The sequence below is a fragment of the Streptomyces brasiliensis genome, assembly GCF_014647875.1.
GTDB lineage: Bacteria > Actinomycetota > Actinomycetes > Streptomycetales > Streptomycetaceae > Streptomyces > Streptomyces brasiliensis.
The window spans coordinates 14,177-34,606 of sequence record NZ_BMQA01000012.1 but is presented as its reverse complement, the minus strand read 5'-3'; the positions used below and the strand labels follow the sequence as shown (position 1 = coordinate 34,606).

Annotated in this window: 21 protein-coding genes, 2 pseudogenes and 1 riboswitch; of the genes and pseudogenes, 12 read left to right on the top strand and 11 right to left on the bottom strand. The window is 71.4% G+C overall.

Annotated features, from left to right (window positions below):
• Positions 1-89: 89 nt before the first annotated feature.
• The 3 genes from IEZ19_RS20020 to IEZ19_RS20010 form a co-directional block, all read right to left on the bottom strand.
• The gene (locus tag IEZ19_RS20020) at positions 90-479 is read right to left on the bottom strand and encodes an SCO2097 family morphological protein (protein WP_189312600.1); all 390 of its coding nucleotides are present in this window, start codon (positions 477-479) and stop codon (positions 90-92) included.
• 278 nt (positions 480-757) lie between these two features.
• On the bottom strand, positions 758-1,528 hold the full coding sequence (locus IEZ19_RS20015) for a methyltransferase (protein ID WP_189312599.1): 771 nt from the start codon (positions 1,526-1,528) through the stop codon (positions 758-760).
• A gap of 197 nt (positions 1,529-1,725) precedes the next feature.
• Entirely contained in the window at positions 1,726-2,289 is a 564-nt protein-coding gene (locus IEZ19_RS20010) for an SAV_6107 family HEPN domain-containing protein (protein ID WP_189312598.1), read from the bottom strand.
• Between the two features lie 164 nt (positions 2,290-2,453).
• Between IEZ19_RS20010 and IEZ19_RS20005 the strand changes: the two are divergent.
• The 5 genes and pseudogenes from IEZ19_RS20005 to IEZ19_RS19985 all read left to right on the top strand — a co-directional run.
• Positions 2,454-3,117: pseudogene (locus IEZ19_RS20005) on the top strand (ATP-binding cassette domain-containing protein); the annotation flags it as partial.
• Positions 3,117-3,298 (top strand): annotated as a pseudogene (locus tag IEZ19_RS20000) (hypothetical protein); the annotation flags it as partial. The pseudogenes IEZ19_RS20005 and IEZ19_RS20000, both read left to right, overlap by 1 nt.
• A gap of 47 nt (positions 3,299-3,345) precedes the next feature.
• Entirely contained in the window at positions 3,346-3,975 is a 630-nt protein-coding gene (locus IEZ19_RS19995; protein WP_189312597.1) for a TetR/AcrR family transcriptional regulator, read from the top strand.
• Positions 3,976-4,419: 444 nt separating this feature from the next.
• Entirely contained in the window at positions 4,420-5,034 is a 615-nt protein-coding gene (locus IEZ19_RS19990; protein ID WP_189312596.1) for a DUF4126 domain-containing protein, read from the top strand.
• Between the two features lie 46 nt (positions 5,035-5,080).
• Positions 5,081-6,577 carry a phytoene desaturase family protein gene (locus tag IEZ19_RS19985; protein ID WP_189312595.1) on the top strand — a complete coding sequence of 499 codons (1,497 nt, stop codon included), beginning with the start codon at positions 5,081-5,083 and terminating at the stop codon, positions 6,575-6,577.
• Positions 6,578-6,595: 18 nt separating this feature from the next.
• Here the strand turns inward: IEZ19_RS19985 and IEZ19_RS19980 are convergent, their stop codons facing one another.
• The 5 genes from IEZ19_RS19980 to IEZ19_RS19960 all read right to left on the bottom strand — a co-directional run bounded on the left by IEZ19_RS19980 (position 6,596) and on the right by IEZ19_RS19960 (position 11,170).
• The gene (locus tag IEZ19_RS19980; protein WP_189312594.1) at positions 6,596-7,525 is read right to left on the bottom strand and encodes an SCO2102 family sporulation regulator; all 930 of its coding nucleotides are present in this window, start codon (positions 7,523-7,525) and stop codon (positions 6,596-6,598) included.
• Between the two features lie 57 nt (positions 7,526-7,582).
• A complete protein-coding gene (metF, locus tag IEZ19_RS19975) occupies positions 7,583-8,506 on the bottom strand; it encodes a methylenetetrahydrofolate reductase [NAD(P)H] (RefSeq protein WP_189312593.1) in 924 nt (307 codons plus the stop codon).
• A 106-nt stretch (positions 8,507-8,612) separates the two neighbouring features.
• Positions 8,613-9,272, bottom strand: a complete 660-nt coding sequence (thiE, locus tag IEZ19_RS19970; protein WP_189312592.1) for a thiamine phosphate synthase — start codon at positions 9,270-9,272, stop codon at positions 8,613-8,615.
• Positions 9,273-9,500: 228 nt separating this feature from the next.
• Positions 9,501-9,866, bottom strand: coding sequence for an Rv2175c family DNA-binding protein (locus IEZ19_RS19965; protein WP_027758504.1), 366 nt, complete (start codon positions 9,864-9,866; stop codon positions 9,501-9,503).
• Between the two features lie 65 nt (positions 9,867-9,931).
• A complete protein-coding gene (locus tag IEZ19_RS19960; RefSeq protein ID WP_189312591.1) occupies positions 9,932-11,170 on the bottom strand; it encodes an NAD(P)/FAD-dependent oxidoreductase in 1,239 nt (412 codons plus the stop codon).
• 136 nt (positions 11,171-11,306) lie between these two features.
• Positions 11,307-11,418: riboswitch (TPP riboswitch) on the top strand.
• On the opposite strand from IEZ19_RS19960, the gene thiO reads away from it, so the two are divergent.
• The 6 genes from thiO (at position 11,416) to IEZ19_RS19930 (ending at position 17,286) form a co-directional block, all read left to right on the top strand.
• Positions 11,416-12,576, top strand: coding sequence for a glycine oxidase ThiO (thiO, locus tag IEZ19_RS19955; RefSeq protein ID WP_189312590.1), 1,161 nt, complete (start codon positions 11,416-11,418; stop codon positions 12,574-12,576). It overlaps the preceding riboswitch by 3 nt.
• On the top strand, positions 12,573-12,785 hold the full coding sequence (thiS, locus tag IEZ19_RS19950) for a sulfur carrier protein ThiS (protein WP_189312589.1): 213 nt from the start codon (positions 12,573-12,575) through the stop codon (positions 12,783-12,785). Before thiO ends, thiS begins: the two co-directional genes overlap by 4 nt.
• 3 nt (positions 12,786-12,788) lie before the next feature.
• Positions 12,789-13,583, top strand: coding sequence for a thiazole synthase (locus IEZ19_RS19945; protein WP_189312588.1), 795 nt, complete (start codon positions 12,789-12,791; stop codon positions 13,581-13,583).
• A 235-nt stretch (positions 13,584-13,818) separates the two neighbouring features.
• Positions 13,819-15,744: a Stk1 family PASTA domain-containing Ser/Thr kinase gene (gene pknB / locus IEZ19_RS19940; protein ID WP_189312587.1), complete on the top strand. Its 1,926-nt coding sequence runs from the start codon at positions 13,819-13,821 to the stop codon at positions 15,742-15,744.
• Between the two features lie 70 nt (positions 15,745-15,814).
• Entirely contained in the window at positions 15,815-16,708 is an 894-nt protein-coding gene (locus IEZ19_RS19935; protein ID WP_189312586.1) for a deoxyribonuclease IV, read from the top strand.
• Positions 16,709-16,806: 98 nt separating this feature from the next.
• Positions 16,807-17,286 carry a DUF4396 domain-containing protein gene (locus tag IEZ19_RS19930; RefSeq protein WP_189312585.1) on the top strand — a complete coding sequence of 160 codons (480 nt, stop codon included), beginning with the start codon at positions 16,807-16,809 and terminating at the stop codon, positions 17,284-17,286.
• A 15-nt stretch (positions 17,287-17,301) separates the two neighbouring features.
• On the opposite strand, the gene IEZ19_RS19925 is transcribed toward IEZ19_RS19930, so the two are convergent.
• Positions 17,302-17,943, bottom strand: coding sequence for a sulfite oxidase-like oxidoreductase (locus IEZ19_RS19925; protein ID WP_189312584.1), 642 nt, complete (start codon positions 17,941-17,943; stop codon positions 17,302-17,304).
• Positions 17,944-18,118: 175 nt separating this feature from the next.
• Here IEZ19_RS19925 and bfr point away from each other — a divergent pair, with 175 nt between their 5' ends.
• Positions 18,119-18,598 carry a bacterioferritin gene (gene bfr, locus IEZ19_RS19920; protein ID WP_189312583.1) on the top strand — a complete coding sequence of 160 codons (480 nt, stop codon included), beginning with the start codon at positions 18,119-18,121 and terminating at the stop codon, positions 18,596-18,598.
• Here bfr and IEZ19_RS19915 read toward each other — a convergent pair.
• Positions 18,595-18,849: a (2Fe-2S)-binding protein gene (locus IEZ19_RS19915; protein WP_189312582.1), complete on the bottom strand. Its 255-nt coding sequence runs from the start codon at positions 18,847-18,849 to the stop codon at positions 18,595-18,597. The genes bfr and IEZ19_RS19915 overlap by 4 nt on opposite strands.
• A gap of 151 nt (positions 18,850-19,000) precedes the next feature.
• Positions 19,001-20,353 carry a class II 3-deoxy-7-phosphoheptulonate synthase gene (locus IEZ19_RS19910; protein ID WP_189312581.1) on the bottom strand — a complete coding sequence of 451 codons (1,353 nt, stop codon included), beginning with the start codon at positions 20,351-20,353 and terminating at the stop codon, positions 19,001-19,003.
• Positions 20,354-20,430: the final 77 nt, after the last annotated feature.

Genomic DNA, 20,430 nt, shown 5'->3' with positions numbered 1-20,430 from the left:
CGCACGACGTTCGCCGCACGGCTGAGGGGTGACCACCCGTCGGGTGGTCACCCCTCATGCATGTCTGTGCTGATGTCTCTATGAGACTTCTAGTGGCCCTGTTCGTCGCGGCGACGCTGCCAGCGCTGTTCGATGCGGTCCATCATGGAGCGCTTCGGCCGTCCCTGACGGCGAGCGTGCGGGGCACCCGCGGGCTGCTCACCCGGCTTGGGGGCCTTGCGCCAACCCGTTACGGCAAGCACCGCACAGCCCAGCATGACGAGGAAGCCCACCACGCTGACCCAAATCTGCTGTGCGACCATTCCGGCCATGAGGAGCGCGATACCTACGAGGAACCCGACGACCGCCTGGTAGACCCGTCGCCGGGTGTACGTGCGCAGCCCGTTTCCCTCAAGCGCTGTCGCGAACTTGGGATCTTCGGCGTACAGCGCTCGCTCCATTTGCTCGAGCATGCGCTGCTCGTGCTCCGAGAGCGGCACGGAGTCCTCCTCATCGTGCAGTCGCCGGGGCGACCCGGGGGGTCCCTTCAGGATAGGCAGGGAATCGCCCCCGTGAAACCCGCCCCTCTACGCCAATTGGCCAACCGGAACCCGCCATGCCCGGACCGGACTCGCTGAGGCTTCCATTCCCCGGCGGTCGGCCCGTCATGCCGGGCGGTCTCCCTCGATCATACGGCGCAAACCCCTCGATCGGGGGGCCTGTGGCGTACTCCATGTGCGTCCGAGCCCCTGATCAGCGGCGCTTCCACACCGGCCGCTCAGGCCTCGGCGGCACCCCGCGTCTCACCGAGCACATGGAGCTGGGTGGCGACGGAGTGGAAGGCCGGGAGCTGGGCCGCGGCCTCCTCCAGCTTCAGCAGGGCGTCCAGGGCTCCGGGCTCGGTGTCCACGAGGACGCCGGGCACCAGGTCGGCGAAGACCCGCACCCCGTGCACGGCGGTGACGCCCAGGCCCGCGCCCTCCACGAGCGCGGTGAGCTGCTCGGTGGTGAAGCGCCTGGGCACCGGGTCGCCGGTACCCCAGCGGCCGTCGGGGGCGTCGAGGGCCTGCCTGGCCTCCTTGAAGTGGCCCGCCAGCGCGCGGGCGAGCACGGCGCCGCCGAGACCGGCCGCGAGCAGGCTGAGGACGCCCTCGGCGCGCAGGGCGGCCACGACGTTGGCGACGCCTTCGGCGGGGTCGTCGACGTACTCCAGGACGCCGTGGCACAGCACCGCGTCGTAACCGCCGCGCTCGACCACGTCGAAGAGGCCGTGGACGTCGCCCTGGACGCCCTTGACCCGGTCGGCGACGCCGGCCTCGGCGGCCCGGCGCTCCAGCGCGAACAGCGCGTTCGGGCTGGGGTCGACGACGGTGACGCGGTGCCCGAGGCGGGCGACGGGCACCGCGAAGTTGCCGCTGCCGCCCCCGGTGTCGAGGACGTCGAGGGAGTCCCGGCCCGTGGCCTTGACCCGGCGGTCGAGGGCGTCCTGGAGGACCTCCCAGACCACGGCGGTACGGAGAGAGGCTCGGGGTCGCATCGGGTCCGACACGGCAGTTGACTCCTCGGCGCGGCACCGCCTGTTGCCCGGCGGCGCGAACGGGGTGCCTGCCCGGTCCGGGGTGCGGACGGAGGGAAGGCTCAGGCGCCTTCCACCCTATTGCCTCCGGTGCCGTACCTGGTCACTGCGGTGGCGTGCTGCCGCGTCCGTCTCGTACGGCGGACGCGGCGGTGGTCGCGCGGGGTCGGTCAGCCCGCGTCCGGGAGGTCGCTGCGGGCGTGTGGGCCGTCCGGTTCGTCCGGGTCCAGGCGGGGCTGGGGAAGGACGGGCTGGAGCACCAGCATGCGCTCGACGAGACGGACGAACATCGCCACGTCCCGTATCAGGTCGTCGGCGTCGCGGCGGCTCGCCGCGCCCTGGATGCCGGCCTCGGCCCGGGCGCGGCGCCGGGCTCCGGAGGCGAACAGAGCACTCCACTCGGTGAGTTCGGGCGCGATCTCGGGCAGCACTTCCCATGCGCTCCGGATGCGTGCACGGCGTCGGGACGTGGTCTCGGGCCGGCCCCGGGCGGCGAGCACGGCGGCGGCGGTGCGCAGGGCGGCCAGGTGGGCCGTCGCATAGCGCTCGTTGGGTGTTTCGAGGACGGCGGCCTCGTCGAGTCCGGCACGGGCCTGGGCGAGCAGGTCGAGGGCGGCGGGCGGGGCCGTGGTCCGGCGGAGCACCGGGTGCACGTCGCTCGCCGGGCCGGTCAGTGAGGGGGCAGGGCCGGTGGCGCGGCGCCGACGGGCGGCGGCTGCGGACGGGTTGGCCATGACGAACCTCCTGTCGTCTGTGTGACGGCATCCCCTGTCGGGTGGTGCCGTATGTGCCCATCGTGAGGTATGCCACTGACAATCCGTTCTGACCTGCAACTTTGCCTCGATCGAAGGTTCGAGATAATTTTTGCACTGACCAGTCAGTTCAAATTCAGGAGACGGTGGACGGCGTTGCTGTCACGGCCGACGGCCTCGGACTCAAGGGGCCTCGCGGCTGGGCGTTCCGGGATCACCGTCGAGGCCGGGCCCGGAGCGCTGATCGCGGTTCAGGGGGCCTCCGGGGCCGGCCGGACGTGTCTGCTGCTCGCGCTCACCGGCCGAATGCGGGCCACGGAGGGGACGGCGACCGTGGGCGGGGCACGGCTGCCGAAGCAGGCGGCGGCCGTGCGCCGGATCAGCGCCGTGGCCGACGTCGCCGGTGCCACGGACCTCGACCCGGCACTGACCGCCGGGGAGCACCTGCGCGAACGGGCCCTGCTGCAGCGCCGGTTCGGCGACTCACTGCGCGGACTGCTGCGTCCGCGCCGGGAGCGTACGGCGGACGCGGGGCGGCGCGTCGGCAGCGCGCTCGACGCCGCCGGACTCGACCTCGCGGCCCTGCCCAAGGGCGCCCGGACCGTCGTACGCGATCTGGACCGCCCGCAGACACTGCGGCTGTCCGTGGCACTCGCCCTCGTGGTGCGCCCGCATCTGCTCGGCGTCGACGGCACCGACCTCAAGCTGTCCGAAGCCGAACGGGCCAACGCCTGGGCGCTGTTGAGGTCCCTCGCCGACGCCAGGACGACCGTCGTCGCGGTGTGCGGCGAAGCCCCCGGCGGCACCGTCCGATGAGCTACGTCGTCGAGGCCCTGCGCCGGCTGATCACGGGAGGCGCCTGGGCCCGGTGTGGCAGGCGTGCGGTGTGCTGGTCGCGTTCACGGCGGGCGCCCTGGCGCTCACCGCGGTGTCGGCCCGGCGCCGCCAGGTGTGGACACTGGACCGGGTGCACCCGGAGCTGAGCCTGTGATCCCCAAGAAGTCCCTGCACGCGCGCTTACCTGTGACAATCGTGGCCATGGAACGCAGCATTGCCACGTCCGGCGGCAGCACGCGCCGCGAGGCGACCCGGCAGAAGCTCTACGAGGCGGCTGTCACACTCATCGCCGAGCAGGGCTTCTCCGCCACCACGGTGGACGAGATCGCCGAGCGCGCCGGGGTCGCGAAGGGCACGGTCTACTACAACTTCGCGAGCAAGTCGGTCCTCTTCGAGGAACTGCTCCGGCACGGCGTGGGACTCCTCACGGCCTCCCTGCGGGAAGCGTCGGAGCGGACGGCACGCGAGGGCGGCGGCAAGGTGGACGCCCTGGACGCGATGGTCCGCGCCGGGCTCGTCTTCATCGACCGCTATCCGGCCTTCACCCAGCTGTACGTGGCCGAGCTGTGGCGCACCAACCGCGCCTGGCAGTCCACGCTGATGGTGGTGCGGCAGGAGGCCGTCGCGGTCGTCGAGGGAGTGCTGCGCGAGGGCGTTGACAACGGCGAGTTCAGCGAGGAGATCGACATCCGGCTGACCGCCGCCGCCCTGGTCGGCATGGTGCTGGTGGCAGCCCTGGACTGGAAGTCGTTCCAGCCGGAACGCTCACTGGACGACGTCCACGCGGCCCTGTCCCGGCTGCTCCAGGGGCGGGTGAGCGGCAAGCGGTGAGCTACGCGCGCGTCGGACGTATTGCCCGCCACGCGCGCGTGGCACACACCCCTGGGCGCGCACACACGAAAGTGCCGGTCCGGGGTGGCCGCGTCTGCCGCGGACCACCGGCGGACCGGCGCCTTCCGTACTCCCCCGTTGCTCCCCCGTACGGTCCCCCCGTCGGAAGTCCCGCTCCGGATCTTCCTCCGGGTCCCCTTTGTTCCCCCGTGGCTCGCTTCCGCCGACGGAATCGGCGGAAGGAGCGGGCAAGGGCGCGGGCCCCGTTCCGCCGCCCCGTGTCGGCGGTGCCGGTGCCGCGCCCCTTTCCGTGTCTCCACTGTCTCGTTCACGCAGGTCGGCCCCCATCCGCGCGCGTACTCATCTCCGTGACTAGGTACAGGTACTCAGTCGTACGCACCCGAGCCCGGGAAGCGCCCTCGCCGACTGGTTACGATCACGTCCGTGTCCGTGCTCCCCCTGGTGTTCACCAGCGGCTGGGCCAGCGGCATCAACGCCTACGCCGTGGTGCTGCTGCTCGGCGTCTTCGGTGCGACCGGGGTGAGCGACGACGTCCCCGAGACGTTGCAGCGCCCCGAGGTGCTCGCGATCGCCGGAGCGCTGTTCCTGTGCGAGGCGGTCGCCGACAAGATCCCGTACGTCGACTCGGCGTGGGACTCCGTCCACACAGTGGTGCGGCCGGTCGCCGGTGCCTGGGTCGGCGCACTGCTCGCGGGGCACAGCGGTTCTCTGTCGGACGTGGCGGCGGGGCTGATCGGCGGCTCGACGGCGCTGGCCAGCCACACGGTCAAGGCCGGGACCCGGATGGCGATCAACACGTCGCCGGAGCCCTTCAGCAACATGATCGTGAGCATGGCCGAGGACCTCGGGGTGGGCGGGATCGTCAGCTTCGCGATGTTCCGTCCGGAGGCCGCGGCGATCATCGCGGCGGTCCTGCTGATCGCCGGTCTGGTCGTGCTGTTCTTCCTGGTCTCGCGGATCAGGCGCTTCCTGCGCCGCCGGGCCCAGCGGCGGGAGGAGCGGCGGCCGGCCTCCCGGGTGGAGCGGCCACCGGACTGACCGCCCGCGGACCGGACTGTCAGTGGTGGTCGATAAAGTCGCGGTCATGGCACGGATTGCGGTGATCGGCGCCGGGATGGGCGCGATGGCGGCCGCCGCCCGGCTGGCCGTCGCGGGCCACCGGGTGGTGGTGTACGAGCGCACGGAGACGTACGGCGGTGCGGTGCGCCGGTTCGAGCGCGACGGGTTCCGCTTCGACACCGGTCCCGGACTGCTGCCGCTGCCCGCGGTCCAGCGCGACCTGTTCGTGAAGACCGGCAAGGAGCCGCTGGAGGACTGCGTCCAGCTGACGCAGGTCGATCCGTCGTCACGGCACGTCTTCGTGGACGGCACGGAGGTGTCCCTGCCGAACGCCTCGCGCGCGGGTGTCGTCACGGCGCTGGACGCGGCCCTCGGGGCAGGTGCCGGGCAGCGCTGGGGCGACTTCCTGGTGCGGGCCCGCGAGGCCTGGGACCGCACCCGCAGACCCCTCCTGGAGGAACCGCTGTGGCCGAACTGGCAGGTGCTGGCCGAGCGCGAGCCCTACCCCGCCGTCCCCCACAAGCGCCTGCTGCGTACCCGCGTGGCAGGCACGCTCACCGAGGTCGGTGCCTGGGAGCTGCGTGATCCGCGCCTGGCCGCGCTCTTGGAGAGCCACGCGCTGGCGTACGGCCTCGATCCCCGCACCGCTCCGGCGAGTGCGGCGGTGCTGCCGTACATGGAGCACGCCTTCGGCACCTGGTACGTCCGTGGCGGCATCCGGGAGCTGGCGCGCGCGGTGTACGAGCGGTGTCTGCGCCGGAGGGTCGAGTTCGTCTTCGGCGCCGAGGTCACCGGAGTGGCGGAGAAGGACGGCCGGGCCTCCGGTGTGGAGCTGGCCGACGCTCGGGTGGCGGAGGCGGACTTCGTGGTCGCCGGGGTCGCCCCGCAGACGCTGAGCCGGTTCCTGCCCGGCACGGCACTCCGGCCGCAGAGCGGGGTCGCGCCTCAGCGCGGGCTGCCGAGCCGCCTCACGGTGCTGCTGGCGCTGCGCGGCGGGCGGCCGGAGGGGACGGCCCACCGGACCGTGGTGCACGCGGAGGACCGCGAGACCGAGCTTGACCTGCTGTTCGGCACACCGGGTGGGGTGGCGGCCCGCCCCACCGTCACCGTGCTGCGGCCCGACGACCCGACACTGGTCCCGGACGCGGACCATGAGGCGGTCACGCTGGTCTCGGCGGTCCCGGCCCGGCGGGGCGAGGTGGACGCTGCCCACGTCGAGAATCTGATCACGGTCGCCGAGCGTGCCGTACCCGGCCTGCGCGAACGCATGCTCTGGCAGGAGGTGCGCACGCCCGCCGACATCGAGGAGACGACGGGCGCGGTGGGCGGTGCGATACCTGCCCCGGCGCTCGCGTCGGCGGGCGGGCGTCTGCTGCATCCGGCCAACACCACTGGTGTGCCTGGCCTGTTCACGGTCGGCGGCTGGTCCCACCCCGGCGGCGGGCTGCCGCACGCGGGCATGTCCGGCGCACTGGTGGCGGGACTGATCGTGGAGGGTCCGGACTTCCGGGGCTCGCAGTGAGAGCCCGTCAGCCAGAGGTCAGAAGCGGTGCTGCTCGTCGTACCCGTTGCCCTGCTGCTGCCCGTTGCCCTGGTAGGGGTACGGCTGCTCCTGCGGGGGTTCGCCGCCGTAGTTCTCGTCGGTGCGCTGCTGCGGGACCCAGACCCCGCCGGCCGGCGTCTCGCCGTACGTGCCGGTGCCGTACTGGTCCTGACCGTAGCCCTGCTGACCGTAGGCGGGGTCGTAGGTGGTCCCGCCGTAGGTCTGGGTGCCGATGTACGGGTCCGAGTAGTTGGCGTACTGCTGCTGGCCGGTGGCGTCGTAGCCGTACTGCTGCTGGCCGTAGCCGGAGTAGTCGTAGCCGTACGTCTGGTCCTGCGGCTGGCCGGCGGTCGCGTAGGCCGGGTCGGTACCGGCCGCGGCGTGAGCGGCGGAGCCGGTGCCGTATATGCCGTAGGAGCCGGTGTCGTCGGGCATCGGCTGCGGCTCGTAGACGGTGGTCGTCTCGGCGGCCGCGGGCTGGGGCGCTGCGCCCGGGGTGAACACGTCGTCGCGGTCGTAGTCGGCATCCTGGGGGCCGTATGCGACGTTGTCGCTGCCGTAGGCCGCGTCCCGGTCGTCGTAGCCGCCCTCGGCCGGCTCCAGGTCGGACACCTCGAGGGTGGGGTCCTGGTAGTCGGGCTCGCCGCGGCGGCGCTTGCTGCCGTCGGCGCCCGGCCGGTTGACCGCCCAGCCCGCCTCGAAGCCGCGGCGGAACGACAGGGTGACATAGGTCTGGCCGACCACGAAGGCGGCCGCGCCCACACCGATGACGACCACGGAGTGGGACAGGACGCCCAGCACAACACCGAGGAATCCCGCGAAGGCAACCAGTCGCCAGCGCAGACGTGCCTTGTACTGGAGCAGCACCTCGCCGAGCAACCAGAGTGCGACGACGCCGAACGCGATGTAGAGGACCGTCAAGCCCATGTACGCCCCTCTCCCCAATGACCGCTACGCAGTGTGTCGTATCCCGGTGTGGCCGGTCTAGGCCTGCGGTGGGTGGTGCAGGCCCAGGTTCTCGTAGATCTCCAGCGGTGCCGTGGAGTTGTTGAGCGTGATGAAGTGCAGACCGGGCACTCCCTCGGCCAGCAGCTGTGCGCAGAACTCCGTGGCGAACTCGATACCGATGGAGCGTACCGCCGCGGGATCGTCCTTGGCTGTGAGGATCCGCTCTTTCAGGGCGTCCGGGAATACGGCGTTGCTCAGCTGTGGCAGGCGCTCCAGCATCCGCACGCTGGTCACCGGCATGACCTCGGGGATGAGGGGGGTCTCGCAGCCGGCCGCCGCGACGCGGTCGCGCAGGCGCAGGTACGACTCCGGCCGGAAGAACATCTGCGTGATGGCGTAGTCGGCTCCCGCACGGCACTTGTCGACGAAGTGGGCGACGTCCGTGTCCCAGTCGCGGGAGCGCGGGTGCATCTCCGGGAAGGCGGCGACTCCCACGCAGAAGTCGCCCGACTCCTTGATGAGGCGGACGAGTTCGGCCGCGAAGGTCAGTCCCTCGGGGTGCGGCACCCAGTCGGCCATCGGGTCGCCGGGCGGGTCGCCGCGGACGGCGAGCATGTTGCGGATGCCGGCGTCCGCGTACTGGCCGATGATGTTGCGCAGCTCGGCGACGGAGTGATTGACCGCGGTGAGGTGGGCGACCGGGGTCAGCGTCGTGTCGGCGACGATCTGCTGGGTCTCCTTGACCGTGCCCGCGCGGGTGGAGCCGCCGGCGCCGTACGTCACGGAGACGAAATCGGGTGCGACCGCCTCGACCCTGCGCAGCGCGCTCCACAGGCTCCGCTCGCCTTTGGGGGTTTTCGGCGCCGAGAACTCGAACGAGTACGTCGTCTTGCCGGTGCCGATGATGTCCCGCACGGTGCGTGCGCGATCGGTCCTGGTGGATGCGGTTCCGAGGGCCATACCGGCAGGTTAGCCAGGGGCGGGCGGTCCCCCAACCGGACGCCTGTGATTTGCCCGATTTGTCGACTTATTGTTCACCCCTTGGACATCCGGTCGCCCCGCCGCGTTACGGGACCTGCCGCAGCCGCTTGGCGAACTCCGCCGCGGCGGCTCCCGGATCGCCGGCCTCGGTGATCGCACGGACGACGACCACGCGGCGGGCGCCCGCGTCCAGCACCTCGTCGAGGTTGCCGAGGTCGATGCCGCCGATGGCGAACCAGGGGCGGTCGGTGCCCAGCGAGTCCGTGTACCGGACCAGGTCGAGGCCGGGGGCGTACCGGCCGGGCTTGGTGGGGGTGGGCCAGCACGGGCCGGTGCAGAAGTAGTCCACGCCCTCCTGGACCGCGGCCGCGGCGGCCTCGGACTCGGCGTGCGTGGAGCGGCCGATGATCACGTCGTCGCCGAGGATCGCGCGGGCCGCGGGGACCGGGAGGTCGCCCTGACCGAGGTGGAGCACATCGGATGCGGCGGCGTGGGCGACGTCCGCCCGGTCGTTGACCGCGAGCAGCTTGCCGTGCCGCGCGCAGGCCTCGGCGAGGACGGCGAGATGCTCCAGCTCCTCGGCCGCCTCCATGCCCTTGTCCCGCAACTGCACGATGTCGACCCCGCCGGCCAGGACGGCGTCCAGGAACTCGGCGAGATCACCCTGCCGCTTTCGGGCGTCGGTGCAGAGATAGACACGGGCGTCGGCGAGACGGGCACGGGCGGTGACGGCGGTTTCGGACATGCGGTGCGTCCCCCTGGGGCGGTACGGATGGCCTGCCGGCCTGCGTGGCCCGGTCGGCCGGTGGTGGCGTGCGCGGCGGCCGTGTCGGGTGCTGGTGGCGTACGGCCCGGCGTGAGCGTATTCGGCCAGGCGCGGCGGGCCGTGCGCCCTGCTCCCGCCGGCCGCACGCCGCACGTCCTCCTGGCCGTGGCCCCGAAGGGCCACGGCCCGGTTCCGGACGGTGTTCGGTCAGACGGCGAGCGCCTGGGCGCGGCGCTTCACCTCCGTGCCGCGGTTCTCACTCAGGGCCTGGGCGGGGGTTCCGGGCAGGGTCGGGTCGGGGGTGAAGAGCCACTCGATCATCTCTTCGACCGTGAAGCCGTCGTCCCGCAGGAGCGTCAGGGTCCCGGACAGGCCCTTGACGACCTTGTCCCCGTCGATGAAGGCGGCGGGGACGTGCAGCGCCCGGTTCTCACCACGGCGTACGGCGATGAGCTGGCCCTCCTTGACCAGCTGCCGCACACGCGTCACCTCGACGTCGAGCATCTCGGCGATGTCGGGGAGGGTGAGCCAGGCGGGGACGAGAGCATCGATCTTTGCGTCAATCTCGGTCACGGAAACAGCGTGCCATCCCGGACTGACAGTCGGAAGCCGAGCCCCGCCGAACCGGGACTTTTACGTCATGCGGTGGCCACGGTGGCCTCCTTCAGCGGTCGCGCCGGGTCCACCAGCAGCTCCGGATCCATCGCCCGGCCCGCCTCGATCAGCCGCCGCCCCTGCGCCAGGTCCCGCGGCCTGCCCACCGCCAGCAGGGCGACCAGCCGGTCCCCGCGCAGCCAGCAGACGCTCCAGGCGGGCCCGGCCGGGTCGCCGCGCCACAGCAACGTGTCGGCCGCCGCATGGTGCCCGGCGTACTGGACGAAGCGGCCGAACTGCTCGGACCAGAAGTACGGCACCGGGTCGTAGACGGCCGACGCCTCGCCGACGATGTTCGCGGCGACCGTGCGCGGCCCCTGGAGGGCGTTGTCCCAGTGATGGACGAGCAGCCGCTCGCCGTAGCGGCCCGAGGGGAAGGAGGCGCAGTCGCCGACGGCGTACACGTCCGGCGCCGAGGCGCGCAGGTGGTCGTCGGCCACGACCTCGCGGTGCGCGCCCAGCTCGATGCCGGAGCCGGCCAGCCAGGCCGTGGCGGGGCGGGCGCCGATGCCCACGACGACGGCGCCCGCGGGCAGCCGCGCGCCGTCGTCGAGGACGACGGCGCCGGGTTCGACGCGCTCCACGCGCGCGTGGGTGCGCAGCGCGGTGCCGCTGTCGGCGTACCAGGCGGTCATGGGCGCGGCCACCTCCGCCGGCAGCGCGCCCGCGAGCGGCCGGTCGGCGGCCTCGACGACGGTCACCGCGCAGCCCGCCTCACGGGCCGCCGTGGCGAACTCGGCGCCGATCCAGCCCGCGCCGACGACCACGATGTCGTGCTGCCGCGCGAGTACCGGCCGCAGCCGTTCGGCGTCGTCGAGGGTGCGCAGCAGATGCACCCCGGGGACGCCCTCCGCGCCGGGCAGACGAATCGGTTCGGCGCCGGTCGCGAGGACCAGGACGTCGTACGGCACCGGTCCGCCCTCGGTGTCGAGTTCGTGGTCGCCGGGGCGCACGCCGAGGGCCTCGCTGCCCAGCCGGACCTCGATGCCCAGCGCCTCGAAGTCGACATCGAAGGCGGAACCCTCGGCCTTGCCGAGCAGCACGGCCTTGGACAACGGCGGCCGGTCGTACGGCTGGTGCGGCTCGGCGCCGATCAGGGTGACGGTGCCCTTGAAGCCTTGTTCACGCAGGGCTACCGCGGTCTGCACCCCGGCCATGCCCGCTCCGACGACGACCACGCGCCGCCCCTGTGACGTGCCCTGTCGCTGCGTCTGCTCGCTCACCTGATCACCATAGACAACACACAGAGAGTCAGTCAGTGGGTGCGTTCGGTGACGTTTTGCACAACCGCCGCCGGGCCGTGCCCGCGGGGTGGTGCCCTTACAGAGCCGCGGAGCCAAGGGCTAGGGTGGCGGACGTACAAGCACTCGCGGGAGCCCGGACGCACTGGGCTGAGAGGGAGGCTGGCGGCCTCCGACCGTACGAACCTGATCCGGGTCATGCCGGCGAAGGGAGGGGCTGGACGCCCATGTCGTCACGTACGTCAGACGTCCTCGTCATCGGGGGCGGAATCATCGGCCTGGTCACGGCCTGGCGCGCCGCGCAGCGGGGGTTCGCGACGGCCGTCGTGGACCCCGAACCGGGCGGTGGGGCCGCGCAGGTCGCGGCCGGAATGCTGGCCGCGGTCACGGAACTGCACTACGGCGAGCAGACCCTGCTCGGCCTCAACCTCGAGTCGGCCCGCCGCTATCCGGACTTTGTGGCCGAGTTGACCGACCTCACCGGCCACGACCTCGGCTACCGCCGGTGCGGCACGCTCGCCGTCGCGCTGGACGCCGACGACCGCGCCCATCTGCGCGAACTCCACGCCCTCCAGCAGGAGTCGGGGCTGGACTCGGAGTGGCTGTCCGGCCGGGACTGCCGCCGGCTCGAGCCGATGCTGGCGCCGGGTGTGCGCGGCGGGCTGCGGGTGGACGGCGACCACCAGATCGACCCGCGGCGGCTGGCGGCGGCGCTGGTGGCCGCGTGCGAGCGGGCCGGGGTGGTGTTCCACCGCACGTGGGCGGAGCGCTTCCGGGTCGTGCGGGAGCGGGCCGCCGGTGTGACCACGGCGGACGGCACGGAGCTGGCCGCCGATCAGGTGGTCCTCGCGGCCGGGAGCCTCAGCGGGCGGCTCGCCGGGGTGCCCGACGACGTCCTGCCGCCCGTACGGCCCGTGAAGGGGCAGGTGCTGCGGCTGACCGTGCCGAGGCGGTACGCCCCGTTCCTGAGCCGGACCGTGCGGGCCGTGGTGCGCGGCAGCCAGGTCTACCTCGTGCCGCGGGAGAACGGCGAACTGGTCGTCGGCGCCACCAGCGAGGAGCTGGGCTGGGACACGACGGTGACCGCGGGCGGCGTGTACGGACTGCTGCGGGACGCGCACGAGCTGATGCCGGGGATCACCGAGCTGCCGCTGACCGAGACCCGGGCCGGGCTGCGGCCGGGCTCCCCCGACAACGCGCCGCTGCTCGGGCCGACCGCTCTCGCCGGGCTGCTGCTGGCCACCGGGCACTACCGCAACGGTGTGCTGCTCACGCCGGTCACCGGCGACGCCGTGGCGCATGTCCTCGCCACCGGGGAGCTGCCCCAGGAGGCCCGTCCCTTCACCCCGAAGCGCTTCGGCGCCGTCCTCGTGGAGCAGCCCGCATGACCCCCTCCGTCACCGTGTCCGTCAACGGGGAGCACCGGGAGATCGCGGCCGGCACCGCCCTCGACGCCCTCGTGAACACGCTCACCGCGGCGCCGTCCGGCGTGGCCGCCGCACTCAACGAAACCGTCGTCCCGCGCGCGGAGTGGTCCTCCACGGCCCTCCGTGACGGCGACCGCGTCGAAGTCCTCACCGCTGTCCAAGGAGGCTGAACCATGGCCGACGATCCGTTTGTCCTCGGCGGTACGGCCTTCTCGTCCCGCCTGATCATGGGTACGGGCGGTGCGCCCAGCCTCGACGTGCTGGAGCGGGCGCTGGTCGCCTCCGGCACGGAGCTGACGACCGTGGCGATGCGGCGTGTCGATCCCGGGGTGCACGGTTCCGTACTGTCGGTCCTCGAGAAGCTCGGCGTACGGGTGCTGCCGAACACGGCGGGCTGTTTCACGGCCGGTGAGGCGGTGCTGACGGCGCGGCTCGCGCGGGAGGCGCTGGGTACGTCCCTGGTCAAGCTGGAGGTCATCGCCGACGAGCGGACGCTGCTGCCGGATCCGATCGAGCTGCTGGACGCGGCGGAGACGCTGGTGGACGACGGCTTCACGGTGCTGCCGTACACAAACGACGACCCTGTGCTCGCGCGGAAACTGGAGGACGTGGGGTGTGCGGCGGTGATGCCGCTCGGGTCACCCATCGGGTCGGGGCTCGGGATTCGCAATCCGCACAACTTCCAGCTGATCGTCGAGCACGCGCGCGTGCCGGTGATTCTGGACGCGGGGGCCGGTACGGCGTCCGATGTGACGTTGGCCATGGAGCTGGGGTGTGCGGGGGTGATGCTGGCGTCGGCGGTGACCCGGGCACGGGAGCCGGAGCTGATGGCGTCGGCGATGCGGCATGCGGTGGAGGCGGGGAGGCTGGCGCGGGTTGCCGGGCGCATACCTCGGCGGTTCCTCGCTTCTGCGTCCTCGCCGGTGACGGGCTTGGCCGACCTTGATCCTGAGCGGCCTGCGTTCTGAGCGTTGGTCGCAGTCCCGTTTCGTCTCCCACCCGCGCACCACCCCTTCACTGTCGGCTGAGAGGCTGCCGCTTCGCGTGGGGGTTTTGCGTGGTCCTCGGCGATCGGGTCGTGGGCGGGCGGGGCGACGGCCCGTACGTGCTTCTCGTGGATCCCGTCACAGGTCCGCTGCAGTAGCGCTGCTATCGCCGGCGAAGCCGGTGGGTGTGTCCGTGGCTGCTCGTACACTCGCCTGCGTGGATACGACCCTTCAGGACCCTCTCGTCGGGCAGGTGCTCGACGGCCGTTATCGCGTCGACGCACGGATCGCCGTCGGCGGGATGGCCACGGTCTACCGGGCCCTGGACACCCGGCTCGACCGGGTTCTCGCGCTCAAGGTGATGCATCCGGCGCTGGCCGCGGACGGCGCGTTCGTGGAGCGGTTCATCCGGGAGGCGAAGTCCGTCGCGCGGCTCGCCCACCCCAACGTCGTGCAGGTCTTCGACCAGGGCACCGACGGGTCGTACGTCTATCTCGCCATGGAGTACATCGCCGGCTGCACCCTGCGTGACGTCCTGCGCGAGCGCGGGGCGCTGCAGCCGCGGGCCGCGCTGGACATCCTGGAGCCGGTGCTCGCCGCGCTCGGTGCAGCGCACCGCGCCGGGTTCGTGCACCGGGACATGAAGCCCGAGAACGTGCTGATAGGCGACGACGGCCGGGTCAAGGTGGCCGACTTCGGGCTGGTGCGGTCCGTGGACACCGTGACCAGTACGACGGGTGCCGTCCTCGGGACCGTGTCGTACCTGGCGCCCGAGCAGATCGAGAGCGGGACCGCCGATCCGCGCGTCGACGTGTACGCGTGCGGTGTGGTCCTGTACGAGATGCTGACCGGGCAGAAGCCGCACGACGGGGACTCCCCCGCGGTCGTGCTCTACAAGCACCTCCACGAGGACGTGCCGCCGCCGTCGGCCACCGTGCCGGCGCTGGCGTACGGGCTGGACGACCTGGTCGCCGCGGCCACAGCGCGCACCCCTGACGTCCGGCCGCACGACGCGGTGGCGCTGCTCGCCCGCGCGCGCGAGGCCCGCGCGGGCCTGACGGACGAGCAGCTGGACGCCATGCCGCCGCAGGCGCTCTCCGCGCGTCACGACATCGCCGAGGACCGTACGAGCGTGATCCCGCGCTCACTGACGGTGCCGCGAACGCTGCCCGTCAACGAGGAGGAGCCCGGCGGGAGCGTCCACCGGACCAGCCGGCTCGACGTTCCGCCCGCGCCGCCCGCCCGGCGGTCGTCACGGCCCGGGCGCGGGCTGATCACGCTGGTGGTCGCGGTGCTGGTGGTCTTCGGTGTCGGCACCGGGGTCTGGTACATCAACTCCGGACAGTTCACCCGGGTCCCGCCCCTGCTGGCGAAGACGCAGGCCCAGGCCGAGGAACGCCTGCGGGAGGCCGGGCTCGACGTCAAGCAGGTCAAGCACGCCTACAGCGACACGGTGGAACGCGGCACGGTCATCAGCACCGACCCCGCGGCCGGACGGCGCATCCGCAGCAACGGCTCGGTGACGCTGACGATCTCCGACGGCCCGAAGACGGTGAAGGTGCCCGACCTGGAGGGCCGCACGCTGGTCGCGGCGCGGGCGCTGCTCAGGAAGAACGGCCTCCAGCCGGGCATGGTCACGCGCGCGTTCAGCGACAGCGTGCCGCGCGACTCGGTGATCAGTACGGACCCGCGGTCGGGCACCACCCGCCGTGCGGGCTCGGCGATCGCGCTCGTCGTCAGCAAGGGCAGCCCCGTGGACGTGCCGGACGTCACCGGTGAGGATCCGGACAGCGCGAAGGGGGACCTGGAGGATGCCGGGGTCATGGTGAAGATCTCCCCGCAGGAGGTCAACTCCGAGTTCGACAAGGGCGCGGTCGCCCGGCAGAACCCGGCGGCCGGCAGCCAGGCCGCCGAGGGCGACACGGTGACGCTGACGCTGTCCAAGGGACCCGAGATGGTCGAGGTGCCGAACGTGGTCGGGTCCAGTGCCGACGACGCGAAGCGGCAGCTGGAGCAGGCCGGCTTCAAGGTCGAGGAGGACCGCGGGCTGCTCGGCCTGTTCGGCGACACGGTGAAGAAGCAGTCGGTGGACGGCGGCGAGACGGCACCCAAGGGGTCGACGATCACCATCACCATTCGGTGAGGAATCGGAGCCTCGGCAGCCTCGCGGAGGGCGGTCCCGGGCCCTGGGCACGGCGTGACACCCTGAACGGGTGAAGAGTCAGCAGTCCGGTACCCCCCTCCCCGGTCCCTCCCGCAACCCCGTCGGCGGTCACGTGCCCGTGGCCGGCGGTCTGCACTCCGTGGGGTTGTCCTACGCCCGTGAGCTGAAGGCCGAGACCGTGCAGGTCTTCGTCGCCAATCCGCGCGGGTGGGCCACCCCGGCCGGCAATCCACGACAGGACGAGGAGTTCCGGACGGCGTGTGCCGAGGAGTCGATCCCGGCGTATGTGCATGCCCCGTACCTGATCAACTTCGGGTCGCACACCGAGACGACCGTCGAAAGGTCGGTGGAGTCGCTGCGGCACTCGCTGCGGCGCGGGCGCGAGATCGGCGCGCTCGGTGTCGTCGTGCACACGGGCAGCGCGACCGGCGGACGGGCGCGGGAGGTCGCGCTCAAGCAGGTGCGCGCGCACCTGCTTCCGCTGCTGGACGAACTCACCCACGACGACGACCCGTATCTGCTCCTCGAGTCCACGGCCGGACAGGGTGCGTCGCTGTGCTCCCGCACCTGGGACTTCGGGCCGTACTTCGAGGCGCTGGACGCGCATCCGAGGCTGGGCGTGTGCCTGGACACCTGTCACATCTTCGCTGCCGGGCACGACCTGACCGGTCCGAGCGGTATGCACCAGACCCTGGACCTGCTGGTGGACACGGTCGGCGAGGGGCGGCTGAAGCTGATCCACGCCAACGACTCCAAGGACGTGGCGGGCGCGCACAAGGACCGCCACGAGAACATCGGCTCCGGTCACATCGGCGAGGACCCGTTCCGCGCCCTGATGACGCATCCGGCGACCGCGGGCGTCCCGCTGATCATCGAGACTCCGGGCGGCAAGGAGGGGCACGCGGCAGACGTGGCGCGGCTGAAGCGGCTGCGAGATCACTGACCGGGGTGACCCCCGTGAGGTGACCCTTGAGGAATACCCCATGGGGGTATACGGTTCCCACTCGTCGTGGACATCGTCGTTCGACAGAGGGGGCACCGATGACGCACGAGGCGCACGCACACCACCACGCGGCTCACATGCCGGCCGCCGGCTGGGCCATGGCCGTCCAGGCCACGCTGCACTGCCTCACCGGCTGTGCCATCGGTGAGGTGCTCGGGATGGTGATCGGCACCGCGTTCGGGTGGGGGAATCTGCCGACCACGGTCCTCGCGATCATGCTGGCCTTCTTCTTCGGCTACTCGCTCACTCTTCGCAGCGTCCTCAGGGCCGGCGTCGGATTCCGTACCGCCTTCCGCGTGGCGCTGGCCGCGGACACCCTGTCCATCGCCGTGATGGAGCTGATCGACAACGGTGTGATCGTGCTCTGGCCGGACGCGATGGACGCCCAGCTCGACGACCTGCTGTTCTGGGGTTCGCTGGCGATCTCGCTGGTCATCGCCTTCGCGGTCACGACCCCGGTCAACAAGTGGACGATAGGGCGCGGCAAGGGGCACGCCGTGATGCACCAGTACCACTGACGTACGACACCGGGATCAGAGCTCGGGGCCGTCCCCGGGCTCTTCCTGGTAGGAGTAGCGCTGTTCCTTCCAGGGGTCGCCGATGTTGTGGTAGCCGCGTTCCTCCCAGAAACCGCGGCGGTCGGCGGTCATGTACTCGACGCCGCGCACCCACTTGGGGCCTTTCCAGGCGTAGAGGTGGGGGACGACCAGGCGGGCCGGGAAGCCGTGCTCGGCGGTGAGGAGTTCGCCGTCCTTGTGGGTCGCGAAGATCGTGCGATCGGCGGTGAAGTCCTTGAGACGCAGGTTGGAGCTGAAGCCGTACTCCGCCCAGACCATCACATGGGTGACGTCGGGCGCAGGTGGCGCGGCGTCCAGGATCGCGCTCGCCGGGACCCCGCCCCACTCGGCGCCGAGCATGCTGAACTTCGTCACGCAGTGCAGATCGGCCACGACGGTCGTGTACGGCAGTGCCGTGAACTCCTCGTGGGTCCAGCAGTGCTTGTCACCGTCGGCGGTGGCGCCGAAGACCCTGAACTCCCAGCGCTCGGGACGGAACTTGGGGACCGGGCCGTAGTGCGTGACCGGCCAGCCGCGCTGCAGTCGCTGCCCCGGCGGAAGCTCGGACCGTACGGCCTCTCCTGATTCTCCAGACGCGCGCTCCACCGGGTGACCCATGTCTCCATCCTGACAGACCTGGGGCAGTGCCCTTGACCACGCGTCCACGAACCGGACAACCGGCATCAAACATGCACTTACTTACTAAGTGCGCACTTACTGGACGATCTTCGGCGCCGGTGCAATCATGCCGCCGCAACCTCCCCATACCTCCCAGGCGGAAGGAGCCTCTGCGATGCAGGGCGACCCCGAAGTCATCGAAATCCTCAACGAGCAGCTCACCGGTGAGCTCACCGCGATCAACCAGTACTTCCTGCACGCGAAGATGCAGGAGAACCTCGGCTGGTACAAGCTCGCGAAGTACACGCGGCACGAGTCGTTCGACGAGATGAAGCACGCGGAAGTGCTCACCGACCGCATCCTGTTCCTGGAAGGGCTGCCGAACTACCAGCGGCTGTTCCACGTGCGGGTGGGGCAGAGCGTCAAGGAGATGTTCGAGGCCGACCGGCAGATCGAGGTGGAGGCGATCGACCGGCTCAGGCGCGGCATCAAGATGATGCGCGAGAAGGGTGACATCACGTCCGCAAACATCTTCGAGTCGATCCTCGAGGACGAGGAGCACCACATCGACTACCTGGACACCCAGCTGGACCTGGTGGAGAAGCTCGGCGAGGCGCTCTACATCTCGCAGATCATCGAGCAGCCCGAGACCTAGGCCGCCTCGGCCGGCCTCGCGAAGCCGGGGTCGGACGGGAGCGGCGAGGAGAGGATCGGCCTGCCCTGGTCGGCCAGTTCACGGCGGGGGCATGCGCCGCGGCCGAGGATCGCCTGGATGCGCCGTACACAGGAGCCGCAGTCCGTGCCCGCCTTGCAGGCGGAGGCTATCTGGCGGGGGGTGCAGGCGCCGTCCTCCGCGTGCTGCTTGACCTGCGCCTCGGTGACACCGAAGCAGCTGCAGACGTACACGCGGATTCACCTCCCACCGGGATCGGTCCTCGTTGCCATCCCGTTTATCGGTGAGGCAAACCTAACCTTACCCATCGCGGAGGATCCGCAAAAGTGCGGAGGGGCGCGGATCGTGTGTGATCCGCGCCCCAGTGCCGTGGCTACCGGTCCCTCACTGGTCCCGGTACATCTCGGCGACGAGGAACGCCAGGTCCAGCGACTGGCTGCGGTTCAGACGCGGGTCACAGGCCGTCTCGTAGCGCTGGTGCAGGTCGTCGACGAAGATCTCGTCGCCGCCGCCCACGCACTCGGTGACGTCGTCACCGGTCAGCTCCACATGGATGCCGCCCGGGTGCGTGCCCAGCGCCTTGTGGACCTCGAAGAAGCCCTTGACCTCGTCGAGCACGTCGTCGAAACGGCGGGTCTTGTGGCCGGAGGCCGCCTCGAAGGTGTTGCCGTGCATCGGGTCGGTCACCCAGGCCACGTTGGCGCCCGACGCGGTGACCTTCTCGACCAGCCCGGGGAGCTTGTCGCGGATCTTGTCGGCGCCCATGCGCACGACGAAGGTCAGCCGGCCCGGCTCCCGCTCGGGGTCGAGGCGGTCGATGTACTGCAGCGCCTCCTCGGCCGTCGTGGTCGGGCCGAGCTTGATGCCGATCGGGTTGCGGATCTTCGAGGCGAACTCGATGTGCGCGCCGTCCAGCTGCCGGGTGCGCTCACCGATCCACACCATGTGCCCGGAGACGTCGTACAGCTTGCCCGTGCGGGAGTCGACCCTGGTCAGGGCGGACTCGTAGTCGAGCAGCAGCGCCTCGTGCGAGGCGTAGAACTCCACCGTGCGGAACTCCTCCGGCTCCGCGCCGCAGGCCCGCATGAAGTTCAGCGCGTTGTCGATCTCACGGGCGAGCTGCTCGTAGCGCTGGCCCGACGGGGACGACTTCACGAAGTCCTGGTTCCAGGCGTGCACCTGGCGCAGGTCGGCGTACCCACCGGTGGTGAACGCGCGCACCAGGTTCAGCGTCGAGGCGGAGGCGTTGTACATCCGCTTCAGCCGCTCGGGGTCCGGGATCCGGTTGGCCTCGGTGAAGGCGAAGCCGTTGACCGAGTCGCCCCGGTACACCGGGAGCGTCACGCCGTCGCGGGTCTCGACCGGCTTGGAGCGCGGCTTGGAGTACTGGCCGGCGATCCGGCCGACCTTCACCACCGGCACGGACGCGGCGTACGTCAGCACGGCGCCCATCTGGAGCAGCGTCTTGAGCTTGTTGCGGATCTGGTCGGCGGAGATCGCGTCGAAGGCCTCGGCGCAGTCGCCGCCCTGGAGGAGGAACGCCTCGCCCTTGGCGACGGCCGCCAGACGGGCACGCAGCTGGTCGCACTCGCCCGCGAAGACGAGCGGCGGATACGACTCGAGCTCCGCGATCACTGCGCGCAGAGCCTCGGGGTCGGGGTACTCGGGCTGCTGCGCCGCGGGCAGGTCTCGCCAGGTGTTGCCAGCGCTCGCGCTGGTCTTAGCGTTCACGGTCACGTCCTCAACATTACGGGGTCGTGTCGGGCGTCCTGCCTCATGCTCAGCAATTGAGACACCGGGTACATCACCCGGAC